Below are 11,495 nucleotides of genomic sequence, written 5' to 3' on the forward strand. Positions count from 1 at the left end.
TCCCCGCCGGGCCCTGGGTGTTGGGCGGGCCCCTCATGGCATCCACAGAACCTTGCGCACCCTGAGGGGGCGGCGTAGCTTATAGAGAACTAGCAGTTCTCTACCTCCGGGACCCTCCAATGGGCAGCAAGCAACGCGAAAACCCCGCAGTGCCGGCGGCCATCCGTGCGGCGCTTCCGGGAATCCTGCTGGTGATGTTTCTGGGGGCCCTGGACCAAACGGTCATGGCTGCCGCCTTGCCGACCGTGGCCGGTGACCTGCGTGGTTTGGACCAGATGCCCGCCATCATTACCGGGTACCTGGTTGCAGCTACGGCGGCCATGCCTCTCACAGGAAAGCTGGGGGACGCCTTCGGCCGCAAGCGGGTCCTGCAGGCTTCGCTGGTTCTGTTCGTCGTTGGCGCCGTCCTGTGCGGACTGGCGCAGTCGGTTCCCGAACTCATCGCCTTCCGTGCTCTGCAGGGGATTGGCGGCGGCGGTCTGATGATCGGAGCCCAGGCCATCATCGGGGAACTCGTCAGCCCGCGGGAGCGCGGGAGATTCCTCGGCATCATCGGAGTGGCCTACATCGTGGCGGCTGTCGTAGGTCCCCTGGCCGGCGGGGCGGTGGTGGACAGACTGTCCTGGCGGTGGATCTTCTACGGCTACGTGCCGGTTGGGCTCGCGGCCCTCGCCGTTGTTTCGCTGGCCCTGCACCTGCCGGCGCCACCGCGGGGCCGGCGCATCGACTACGGCGGGGCGGCACTGCTGAGCCTGGCCATCGTGTCGATCATCCTGCTATGCAGCGTCGGCAATTATGCCGGTCCCCCATGGCTGGTTCCGGTCCTCGCAGTGGCGGCTGCGGCGTCGCTGGCAGGCTGGCTCCTGACGGCGCGCCTGGCCGCCGATCCGATCGTCCCCTTGGCCCTGTTCCGCGACCCGGCCTTCACGATTCCGACTGCGATCAGCTTCCTCCTCGGTTTCGCCATGTTCGCGGCCGTCAGCTACCTGCCAGCCTTCCTGCAGGTCGGGATGGGTCTGACCGCCACAGCGTCCGGAGCCATGCTGATAGCCCTGGTAGCGAGCATTCTGCTGACAATGGCGGCCTCCGGGCTGCTGATTACGCGCACCGGGCGCTACAAGCAGTACCCGATCGCCGGGACGCTGCTGGCGGCGCCCGGGATGTGGCTGTTCAGCACCTTGGATTCGACGAGCAGCCTCTTGCTGGTCCTGGTGGCCATGCTGCTGCTGGGACTGGGGATCGGCCTGGTAATGCAGGTCATGGTGCTTGTGGTGCAGAATTCCGTGGAACTGCGCGATCTCGGTGCCGCCACCTCCGCCGTGACGTTCCTGCGGCAGGTGGGCAGCTCCGTTGGCGTGGCCGTGCTGGGATCGCTCATCACCGTGCGCTTCGCCGCTGCGATCCCCGCGGGACTGGCAGTTCAACTCGGCGACAGGATCAATGCGCTCACCCCGAAAATGCTGGCTGAGCTGCCGGAGGCGGACCGCTCCGCCGTGGCCGTGGCCTTCGGTCAGGCGCTGCCGCCTGCCTTCGGCTACGCGGCGATCGTGCTCGCGATTGCCTTTGTGCTGACTCTTTCCCTGCCGGAACGGGAACTGCGCACCACGGCGCATTCCGACGCCGGCCAGGGCCACTCCAACCCCAGCCCCCCTCCCCAAGGAGGCTCGGATGACTGAGAAGTTTACGGGTGCGCTCGCCGACTTCGACGCCGCGGACCTGGCGTCGGCCGGCGGGAAGGGCGCAAATCTCGGCGAACTGGTGCGCCACGGTTTCCCGGTTCCTGCGGGCTTCGTCGTCACCACCGCGGCTTACGCCACCCTGCTGGCGGAAACCAGTCTGGGCGCCGAGCTGGGAAGGTTGCTGGAAGTGGAAGACGCCGGAACACGGATCCGGGCCCTGTTTACCGAAGCGCAAATACCGGCGCGCGTCAGCGCGGACATCGCGACGGCCTACGGAGCCTTGGGCGGCGGCCCGGTGGCCGTGCGTTCCAGTGCCACCTCCGAAGACCTGCCAGGTGCCGCGTTTGCCGGGCAACAGGACACGTTCCTGAATATCGTCGGCGAGCAGGCGGTCATCCGGGCCGTGGTGGATTGTTGGGCCTCGCTGTGGACGGACCGCGCCATCGCCTACCGACAGCGTCTGCGGATCGACCCGCGGGAGGTTTCCATCGCCGTCGTCGTTCAGGACATGGTGCCGGCGGACACCGCCGGAGTCTTGTTCAGCGCGAACCCGGTGACGGGAGAACGCGGCGAAATTGTGGTCGACGCCAGTCCCGGCCTGGGCGAGGCTGTGGTTTCCGGACGCGTCACGCCGGAGCACTATGTGCTGGACAGCGCGGGCCGGACGCGAAGGTTCACCCCGGGCGCCCATGAGGTTGTCATCCGCGCCCTGGCAGGCGGGGGCACGGAGGAGAGCGCCGGCACGGGCAGCCCACGGACGACCCTCGGCGAAGAGCAGTTGGTGGAACTGGCGCGGCTGGCACTGCGGGCCCAAGAGCATTTCGGCCGGCCGCAGGACATGGAATGGGCCATCGCCGGCAGGCGCCTGTACGTGCTCCAGGCCCGGCCGATGACGGCCCTGCCGCCGCAGCCAATGCGGCTCAACCCGTTCCAGAAGTTCGTGGGTCCGTTCTTCGTGGAGATGTTCCAGGATCGTCCCTATCCCCTGGATGTGTCGGGCTGGATGCAGCGTGGAATCCTGGCCATGCTCCACGGCATGGCCGGCAGCGTCGGGGTCATCTTCCCGTCGGTGAAGGAGCTCCTGCCGGAGGAAGACGGCGTGGTGATCCGGCTGGTTCCGCCGGTTCCGCGCCCCACGCTGCGCACCCTCGGCGCCCCGCTTTCCGTGGCGCGCCGTGCCCGCCGGTTCAATCCGGCCCGTTGGACCGAGGACAGCAGGTTCGCCACGTTCCTGGAGAACGTCCGGCGGCTCGCAGGGCAGGATCCGCGGTCCATGTCCTGGCGAGGGGTCGTTGTTTTCGCGGAGGACGCCTACGCCACGATGCGCGGGATCACCGAGCTGCGGATCTCATACCTGCCGGGAGCCTTTGTTCCGCAGCTGAAGCTGCGCCTGATGCTGCTGCTGCTCGGCAAGCGGCACCTTGGCCCGGCACTCATCGCAGGTGCGGAAACGCGCACCAGCCAAGCGAACCGGGCGCTCGAGGACCTGGCGGATCGGGTCCGGTCCCATGACGGGCTGGCGCGGGCCTTCATCGGGCTGGCGCCGGGCGAACTGCTGGCCCGCGTGGAACACGACCCGGAATTCAAGGAGTTCCACGCACGTTTCCGGGCATTCCTGGCCGAATACGGGCACCGCGAAACCGTCAGCGTGGTGATGAGCAGTTCACCAACTTGGTCCGATGCCCCCGAAGTGGTTCTCGGGCTGATCACGTCGATGATGGGCGAGCGGCGACCGGCCGCAGACCAAACCGGCCAGGCACTTGCGGAACTTAAGCGACATCCTGCCCTGCGAATCACAGCCGTGCACCGGCACCTGCTGTCCGCCGTCGACGCCGCCAAGGCCGGGACGGCCTTCCGCGAGGACAGCCACTTCTACGCCACCATGGTGCTGCCGCCGCTGCGCCGCGCGCTGTCGGATCTGGGCCGAAGGCTGTGCGAGGCCGGGGTGCTGGCGGATCCAGCCGATGTAAATCACCTGCGCTTTGAAGAACTGGCGGGAATGGACGACGGCGGCGCACTGCCGGCCGCAGAGCGGGAACGCTACCGCCGTCTGGTGTTGGCCAGGGCCGCGAAACGGCGGGAACTGGAGGGTATTCCGCTGCTGGATACGGCCTCGCTGTTCGCAAACGGACACCGGAGACCGGGCGCCCTGGTTTCCGGCGTGCCGGCCAGCCGTGGCCAGGCCACCGGAACGGTACGGATCATCCGGGGGCCGGACGAATTCGGGTTGCTCCGCAGCGGCGAGATCCTTGTCTGCCCCTATACCAATCCCTCCTGGACGCCACTGTTCCAGCGCGCAGCCGCCGTTGTGGTGGACGCCGGCGGGATTGCTTCCCATGCCGCCATCGTCGCCCGGGAATACGGGATCCCCGCCGTCATGGGCACCGGGTCGGGCACCAGTGCCTTGCAGGACGGCCAGTTGGTTCTTGTGGACGGCACCCGCGGCCGGGTCACTGCGGCTGATGCGGAGCCATCGGCATGACCGTGGTGCCGGGCCCGGACCACCGAAAGCTGCCGCGCCGACGCGGTGCGGTGCTGAGCAGGGCGATCTTCGATGCCGTCCTGGCCGAGATCGCTGAATCCGGCTACTCCGCCCTGACCATGGACCGCGTCGCCGAACGCGCGCGCGCCAGCAAAGCCTCGCTCTACCGTCGCTGGCCCGGCCGCGCCGCCCTGGTGCTGGACGCCGCCTACGAGGCGATGCCCGGCCCCGACGCCGTCCCGAATACCGGCAGCCTGCGCCTGGATACCCTGACCGTCATGCGGCAAGGGGCTCGGCAGCTGGAAGGGATAGTGGGTCAGGCCATGCGTGGAGTGCTGGGTGAGGCCTTGCAGAACCCCGAGGTTGCCGCCGAGGTCCGCGAATTCGCGCGCGGAAACGCCGGCAGGATGATGCGCGAAATCCTTGCCAACGCGGTCAATCGGGGCGAATGCGATCCGGACCTCGTGACCGACTTCAGGATCGAGGCCGGTCCCGCCCTATTGCGGCAACGGTTCATCTTCGGTTCCGGACCGATCGACGATGACTTCCTGGTTGGGGTTGTGGACCAAGTGGTACTGCCGCTGTTCGGCGTCGACCCGAAAAACAACCGGCGAGGCACCTGAAACCGATCCGGACCAGTTCACGGGCGATTCGAGGGGCCAGCGGGAAACCAGACGTAACGCGGGCGTTCACATCGCTGTCGCCGCCGGTTCACGCCGCCGGTCAAGGATGGCAGCATGACTCCTTTCACCCGCCGAAACATCCTCAAAGGTGCCATCGCCGCTGCCGGTGCTGCCGCCGTCGCCCCCTCATTCGTTGCGCCCGCCCACGCCGCCCGGCCCTCCGGCGTCGCGCTGGTCCGCAACCGCCTGACCCTTCCCTCCGGCATCGCCACCGGCGATGTCACCGCCGATTCCGGCGTCCTGTGGTCCCGCGCGTCGGGCCCCGGCCGGCTGGTGGCTGGCCTGCTGGCGGTCGACGACGACGGGTCCCCGCTCCGCGGCGGCCGCGCCTTCCGGCGGGTGCTTCGGGGGACCGCCGCCAGCGAGGCCACCGACTTCACGTCCAAGATCAACGCCCGCGACCTCCCGGCCGGCACGCGGTTCGCGCTGACCATGCACTTCGAGGACCCCGAGGGCCACGCCGGCGAAACTGCCCGCGGCTCCTTCAGCACGGCCCCCGGCACGCTCAGCAGCAGCCGGACACCCCGCCGGCAGAGCTTCGTCTGGACCGGCGACACCGCCGGCCAGGGCTGGGGCATCAACGAGGAGATCGGCGGCATGCGCGGCTACGCGGCCATGCACGCCACGAAGCCGGACTTCTTCATCCACTCCGGCGACACCATCTACGCCGACGGCCCCATCGCCGCGCAGGTCACCGAGCCGGACGGGCAGATCTGGCGCAACCTCGTCACCGAGGAGGTGTCCAAGGTGGCCGAGACGCTCGACGAGTTCCGCGGCCGGCACCGCTACAACATGATGGACAAGAACATCCGCGCGCTCTATGCCGAGGTGCCGGTGATCGCCCAGTGGGACGACCACGAAACCCACAACAACTGGTACCCCGGCCAGGTCATCACCGACACCCGCTACACAGAACGCCGCGTGGACGTGCTGGCCGCCCGCGGCCGCCAGGCCTGGCAGGAGTACCAGCCGATCGCCCAGCTGAGCGACGGCACCACCGGCTTCGAGCCCGCCCGCATCTACCGCAAGATCTCCCGCGGCCCGCAGCTGGACGTCTTCTGCCTGGACATGCGCACCTTCAAGGACCCCAACACGGACGGCAAGGAAGCGGGCCTGACCCACATCCTCGGCGAGGAACAGGCGCGCTGGCTGATCACGGAAGTCAGCAAATCCAGGGCCACCTGGAAGGTCATCTCCGCCGACCTCCCGCTGGGCATCATCGTGCCGGACGGCCCCGTCAACCAGGAGTCCCTCTCAAACCGCGACGCCGGCGCCCCCTTGGGCAAGGAGCTCGAGATCGCCGGGGTGCTGTCCGCGTTCAAGCGCAACCGGGTTAAAAACGTGGTCTGGCTTACGGCCGACGTCCACTACTGCGCCGCCCACCAGTACTCGCCGGAGCGGGCCGCCTTCCAGGACTTCGACCCCTTCTGGGAATTCGTGGCCGGCCCCATCAACGCCGGAACGTTCGGCCCCAGCCAGATGGACGGCACCTTCGGCCCGGAGGTGGCCTTCTTCAAGGCCGGCGCCTACGCCAACCAGTCCCCGCGCAACAGGGAGAGCCAGTACTTCGGCCACGTCGACCTCGGCGAGGACGACGTCTTCACCGTCAGCCTCCGCAATGCCAACGGCACCGTGCTCTGGAGCAAGGACCTGCACCCGGAGCGCTGACCGAGCTTGTCGAGATCGGGGACCACCCCCGGTTTCGGCAGGCTCAGCCGGCGGATCGCGACGGCGGGTGGCCGGCAGCCATTGCCAACCACCCGCGGTCGGGCCGTTTATTCGAAGAATTCAATCCTCGGTTCTCCCTGGACGCCGGCCCTTTGCATGGCGTCTTTCAGGTCGGGATTGTCAAAGAAGGCCTTGGCTGCGGCCACGGTGTTGAAATGGTGGATGACCAGGACGTTGTCCGGATCGTCAGCCATCCGGTGTACGGACTGGTCGGTGACGCCGGCGTCCTTTTCCGCTTCGGCGACGGAATCGTAAACCGTGCGCCAGGCATCGTAGTCGGCAACGCGGTGCAGGACGAGTGAAAAGGCCATGACGGTTCTCCTTGGAACTGGCGCCGCTGATGTGGCGCTGTGTGGCTTAAGCCTCGGGGCCTGCAGTCAGGTAGTTGTGCACGTCGCAGAAGGTGATCTCCGGGGGGCCTGGGATGCCGACCTCGGCGACGATGGGGCCCGTTTTCTCTTGGGTAAATGCATCGAAGTCTTCCCGGCTCCGCCAGACGTCAGTGACGCGGATGCCGTTGTCGGTGGCGGTGACCCAGTGAAAGAGCCCGCCCGGGGCGCCGGGTCCGCCGGGCGCGAAGCCCATCTTTTCGACGACTTGGTTGTATTGCTCGAGTGTTCCGCCGGGGAAATCCTGGATGACAGCGACAGGCATGTGATGCTCCTAAAGGCTTTCGGAACAAACCAGAGACGGCCCGGGATTGGACCGTCTAAGCCCCGTGGTACTCCGCTCCCGGTGGGGTGTCAACGGGTAGTTGCTTGGGTCCCGGAGCGAAGACGGCGCAGTTCGCAGACGGCGCCCCGAAGCGTAAACTGAGAGCCACAAATCGGCTTGTTGCCGCACGTCCTGGACGTCCGGCGGATGGCTTGGTTGACGTGGCGGGCGGAGGAGGAGCCGTGATCAAATCTGCTGAAAGCGTGATCATCAGGCGGACGCCGGAAGAGGTCTTCGCCTACGTCGCGGATCTGCGCAATGAACCCACCTGGCACGTCGACATTGACTCGGTGGACCCTGCCACGGATCACGTGCCCGCCGTCGGGACGGCGTACCCCCTGCGGTTCAAGCCGTTCATGGGCAGGACACAGGGCACGTTCACGGCGCTGGAGGTCTCGCAGGGGGAGCGGGTGGTGTACCGCGGGGACTTCGCCGGCCTCCGGCCCCTGATCACCTACGCGGTCGAGCCCGTGCCGGAGGGTACCCGGTTCACCCGAAGCGTGGAAATGCGGCCCCGCGGGCTGGGCGCGCTGATGGCCCCGGCCATGGCATTCATGGTGCCGCGCCGGAACAGGGTCTTTGTCCGCAACCTCAAGACTGTGCTCGAACGCTGACGCGGGGCGTCGGCCGCCGTTCTTACGCGGACTTCCGACCATCCCGCCGCGTTCCACAATCCCTGCATGACTATAATCTGGCATTTAGTCTGCAAGAATGAACCGTCAGCGGACAGGCCAAGCAGCGGTGCCTACCGCCCATTTAGCGCGCCTGGGGGAGACATCCATGGCAGGGATCGGCTTTACCGCCATCGACTTTGAAACCGCGAACAGCAACCGCGGGTCGGTGTGCGCCGTGGGCTTGGTGAAGGTCCGGGACGGACGCGTCGTGGACAAAGCGTCCTGGCTCATCAAACCACCGCCAGGCATTGACCACTTCGATCCCATCAACGTCGAAGTCCACGGCATCAGGGAACGCGACGTTGTGCACGCGGCGGACTGGGAGATGTCCATAGAGGGAATCCTGCAGTTTGCCTGCGAGGACCAGCTGGTCGCATACGGCGCCCCGTATGACGCCTCGGTCATGCGGCAAGCCACCGAACACCTGCGGCTGGACCTGCCGGCCAAGGATTTCTACTGTGCCCAGGAGCTGGCCCGGGCCCAGCTGGAGCTGCCGAAGCATCGCCTGAACGACGTCCTGGAGGCATTGAAGCTCCCGCCCGTCCACCATCACGAGCCCGGCACGAATGCCCTGGCCTGCGCCAACGTGGTCCTGACAATCGCCGCCATGCGCCAGTTCGCCAGCCTGGCCGAGATCTGGGGTGCGCCGGCCGCTTCGATCGGACAGCGGCGCCCGGGCCGGCGAGTCCGCGATGAGACAGCCGATGCGGAGGGTGATGAACCCGGCGGTGAATCGGCCGAAGGTGTAGGGCCTGACGCCGTCGTAACTCCCCGCCCGGCGCCTTCCGTGGAGGCACAAACTGCGCCGGAGCCGGCGGCGCGGGCCGAACAAGAGCCCTCGCAGGCGGAGCCTGGGCCGGAAACCCCTCCGGGCCCGGCACCTGCACAGCCGGCGCACCGGTCGGAAACCCCTCCGGACCCGGCACCTGCACAGCCGGCGGACCGTCAAGGGGTCCAGTCCGATGTGAAGTCCCGCGCAAAGTCCGGCTTCGCACTGTTGGCAGCGGGACTTCTTGCCGCCTTTTTTCTGTCCGCCCTTACCGGCCTCTCGATCCAGTCGTTCGCCGCGGGCCAGGTAGGAACCGGCGCAGTGGAACTGGCGCTGGCGGTGGCCGCCGCGTGGGGTGTCTGGGCTTCGATCACGGCAGGCTGGCGGAGGATCTGGTCCGCCAAGTAACCCGCCGCGGCTGCACAACTCGATTCCCGCGCTAAGGCCCATCGGCCAGCCGCCGCGGGCCGCGCATTCCTGTCTGCAAGAATGCTCATGGTCCGGGACCGGGCGCAGCCGCACCCTGGCGTTCTGCCGGGGTGAAGGCGCCAACGCGTGGCTGGCGCGCTCCGGAGCGAAGCACCGGAAACGGTCCAAGGATCAGCAGCCCTCCGAAAAGGAGGATCCGGGGGCAGCGGCACGGCCATCGCCGTCGGGGCCCTCCTCGATGGAATCCCCGAGTCAGTGGTCCTGGGCCTTGGCCTGATCACCGCCGGGACCGTCAGCCCGGCGATGCTCGCAGCGGTCTTCATCTCCAACGTCCCGGAAGGCCTGTCCAGCACGGCCGGAATGAAGAAGGCGGGCCGCAGCGCCAAGTACGTCTTCGGCGTGTGGGGAGGGATCGCCCGAGGAGCACCACAATCTCACCGGCCTGGTGGCGGCGGTGGGCTTCCTCACCGCGTTCACCATCCACCACGTTGGCGGGTAGCCGGACTCATCCCCGGGGGAACTTGAGCTATGGGGCTTTGGGAATGATGATCCACAACGCGATGTAGACGAGTTCTCCGACGCCAAACACTCCGAAGAGCACGAAGCCGATGCGGACAAGCGTCCTGGAGATGCCGAAGCGGTCTGCCAGTGCTGCGCAGACTCCCGCGATGATCTTGCCGTCCCTGGGCCGAACCATTGATGCTGCCATTTCGCCACACTAGCAGCCGGTCCGGGGACAGGTAAGCGGTCCGAGAGAGTCAATCACGGGCGCTGCCCGCGCGGCGATGCCGGCTGCCGCAGCTTCCGGCAGGGGACCGCTTCGCACACGGCCAATCCCGACGACGGGAGGCCAGCATCGTTGATGCCCTCCCGCCGCCGAGCTGTTGGTGACCGGACCTTACAGCAGGAGCGTCCGGTCAGGCGGCAGTGACTGTAACGGTGCGGGGGGCAAGTCTCTGCCCGGTAGTCCGGTGCAGAAAGTCGACGGCAACGGTGTGTTTTCCGGGCGCGGCAGGGCGCAGCAGGAGGTCCGTCACCGCTGTGCGGAGGTCGCCGAATCCCTGGTGGTAAGCCAGCGACCCGTCGTCCATGGGAACGAAGCCGTCATTGACGTGGAAGTCCTGGACGGTCACGGCCGTGCCCTGGGATGATTTCGGCCGGCAATAGCAATACAAAAATTCATGTCCCCCCCAATAGCGTTTGCGGACACTGCCCATCCTCCCTGCCGAAGCCTAGAGAAACATTGGGCTGAGCGGGACCGGAACGGGGGAGTCAGCTGAGCGGCAATCCGCGTCAAAAACAATCCGCGTCAAAACCACGACGGCGGGAGGCCGGCAGCGTTCGCCAGCCTCCCGCCGTCGTGGTTCCGGCTATCGCGGCAAGCCAGAAGGCGGGTCGGAAGGCAGCTCAGGAAGACCTGGAAGGCTGCGGGGTCCGGCTTTCCAAGCGCAGTTCGAGATCGTTCATGACCACCTCGGCGAGGTCCCGAAGCGTTGCGGCTTCCGAGGCATCCAGGACGCGGGGCTCGTAGTCGAGGACGCACAGAGTCCCGAGGTTGTACCCGTCCCGGGACTTGAGGGGCGCCCCGGCGTAGAACCTGAGCGAGTGTCAGGCTCGCCAGGTTCGATGCAGCGGCGCACGTACTCGAGGGCGTCGGGTCCGAGGTGCGTTCCGTAGTAAGTGGATGTGTAGAGCGCAAAGTGCGAAGTGATGAAGCCGCGTCGTACGAGTTCTTCGATCAAAGGTGACGCAACCTTCTCGTGGATGAGCTGATCGAACGTCAGGGACCCTTGAGGGTCCTGAAGGACGAATTCGGGACGGAGACGGAGCTCTGCCCAGGTGTGGTGGCGGAGGAACCGGATGTTTTCCTCGCAGTCCGCGATCTTTGCTTCAATCTCACTCCGTACGGGCTCGTCCCACTCAGCCTGGTCGATGGTAATCCCGAGCAGAGCCTCGAGTTGTTCCGCCGAGAACGTCAGGGTCATGGTGTGTCCGCGGTGTGTGCGTGCTTGCAGGGGCAGGAGTGTTCCAGAAGCGATGGCGTGCCAGGTGGTGCGCTGCTGGACAGTCACGAAAGGCAATCTGCTCGAGCTCGTTCACGATGGTTCCATCACCTTGGCGTGAGTTGCTCCGAGAGATGGGGGATCCGTATGCAAGGCTCGCCGACCCGGAACTTGTCAAGGTGAATGAGGCCAGCGTGAGTTTAGGCGGCTAGTTTCTTGTGGGTCGTTGGCTCCGTGTCTGTCTTGGTTTTCTCGAGTGGTTTGTTGATCCAGGTCGTGCCGGGCAGGGCGAGGATCTTCGGGTCGGCTGTGGTGGTGAAGCGTTCGGGGTTCC

General features: G+C 66.9%; 11 protein-coding genes and 1 pseudogene. 7 read left to right on the top strand and 5 right to left on the bottom strand.

Annotated features, from left to right (window positions below; all coding sequences use genetic code 11):
• The first annotated feature begins 119 nt into the window (after positions 1-119).
• From ASG92_RS20030 to ASG92_RS20045, 4 genes are all read left to right on the top strand, one after another.
• Positions 120-1,676: an MFS transporter gene (locus ASG92_RS20030; protein ID WP_056632397.1), complete on the top strand. Its 1,557-nt coding sequence runs from the start codon at positions 120-122 to the stop codon at positions 1,674-1,676.
• The gene (locus tag ASG92_RS20035; protein ID WP_056632400.1) at positions 1,669-4,161 is read left to right on the top strand and encodes a PEP/pyruvate-binding domain-containing protein; all 2,493 of its coding nucleotides are present in this window, start codon (positions 1,669-1,671) and stop codon (positions 4,159-4,161) included. Before ASG92_RS20030 ends, ASG92_RS20035 begins: the two co-directional genes overlap by 8 nt.
• Positions 4,158-4,784, top strand: coding sequence for a TetR/AcrR family transcriptional regulator (locus ASG92_RS20040; protein ID WP_056632403.1), 627 nt, complete (start codon positions 4,158-4,160; stop codon positions 4,782-4,784). Before ASG92_RS20035 ends, ASG92_RS20040 begins: the two co-directional genes overlap by 4 nt.
• A gap of 114 nt (positions 4,785-4,898) precedes the next feature.
• Positions 4,899-6,512: an alkaline phosphatase D family protein gene (locus ASG92_RS20045; protein ID WP_056632405.1), complete on the top strand. Its 1,614-nt coding sequence runs from the start codon at positions 4,899-4,901 to the stop codon at positions 6,510-6,512.
• A 107-nt stretch (positions 6,513-6,619) separates the two neighbouring features.
• On the opposite strand, the gene ASG92_RS20050 is transcribed toward ASG92_RS20045, so the two are convergent.
• Positions 6,620-6,883 carry an antibiotic biosynthesis monooxygenase gene (locus ASG92_RS20050; protein ID WP_056632409.1) on the bottom strand — a complete coding sequence of 88 codons (264 nt, stop codon included), beginning with the start codon at positions 6,881-6,883 and terminating at the stop codon, positions 6,620-6,622.
• A 46-nt stretch (positions 6,884-6,929) separates the two neighbouring features.
• Complete coding sequence (locus ASG92_RS20055) at positions 6,930-7,226, bottom strand: hypothetical protein (protein WP_056632412.1); 297 nt, start codon at positions 7,224-7,226, stop codon at positions 6,930-6,932.
• Positions 7,227-7,468: 242 nt separating this feature from the next.
• Here ASG92_RS20055 and ASG92_RS20060 point away from each other — a divergent pair, with 242 nt between their 5' ends.
• From ASG92_RS20060 to ASG92_RS20070, 3 genes and pseudogenes are all read left to right on the top strand, one after another.
• Positions 7,469-7,900: an SRPBCC family protein gene (locus ASG92_RS20060; RefSeq protein ID WP_056632415.1), complete on the top strand. Its 432-nt coding sequence runs from the start codon at positions 7,469-7,471 to the stop codon at positions 7,898-7,900.
• 166 nt (positions 7,901-8,066) lie between these two features.
• Positions 8,067-9,137, top strand: coding sequence for an exonuclease domain-containing protein (locus tag ASG92_RS20065; RefSeq protein WP_056632418.1), 1,071 nt, complete (start codon positions 8,067-8,069; stop codon positions 9,135-9,137).
• Between the two features lie 139 nt (positions 9,138-9,276).
• Positions 9,277-9,657: pseudogene (locus ASG92_RS20070) on the top strand (ZIP family zinc transporter); the annotation flags it as partial.
• 27 nt (positions 9,658-9,684) lie between these two features.
• On the opposite strand, the gene ASG92_RS20075 reads toward ASG92_RS20070, so the two are convergent.
• The 3 genes from ASG92_RS20075 to ASG92_RS28520 form a co-directional block, all read right to left on the bottom strand.
• Positions 9,685-9,867, bottom strand: a complete 183-nt coding sequence (locus ASG92_RS20075) for a PspC domain-containing protein (RefSeq protein ID WP_056632424.1) — start codon at positions 9,865-9,867, stop codon at positions 9,685-9,687.
• A 208-nt stretch (positions 9,868-10,075) separates the two neighbouring features.
• A complete protein-coding gene (locus tag ASG92_RS20080; RefSeq protein ID WP_056632427.1) occupies positions 10,076-10,291 on the bottom strand; it encodes a hypothetical protein in 216 nt (71 codons plus the stop codon).
• Positions 10,292-10,621: 330 nt separating this feature from the next.
• The gene (locus ASG92_RS28520) at positions 10,622-11,230 is read right to left on the bottom strand and encodes a hypothetical protein (RefSeq protein ID WP_056632430.1); all 609 of its coding nucleotides are present in this window, start codon (positions 11,228-11,230) and stop codon (positions 10,622-10,624) included.
• Positions 11,231-11,495 lie beyond the last annotated feature (265 nt).

Source organism: Arthrobacter sp. Soil736, assembly GCF_001428005.1.
Taxonomy (GTDB): Bacteria; Actinomycetota; Actinomycetes; order Actinomycetales; family Micrococcaceae; genus Arthrobacter.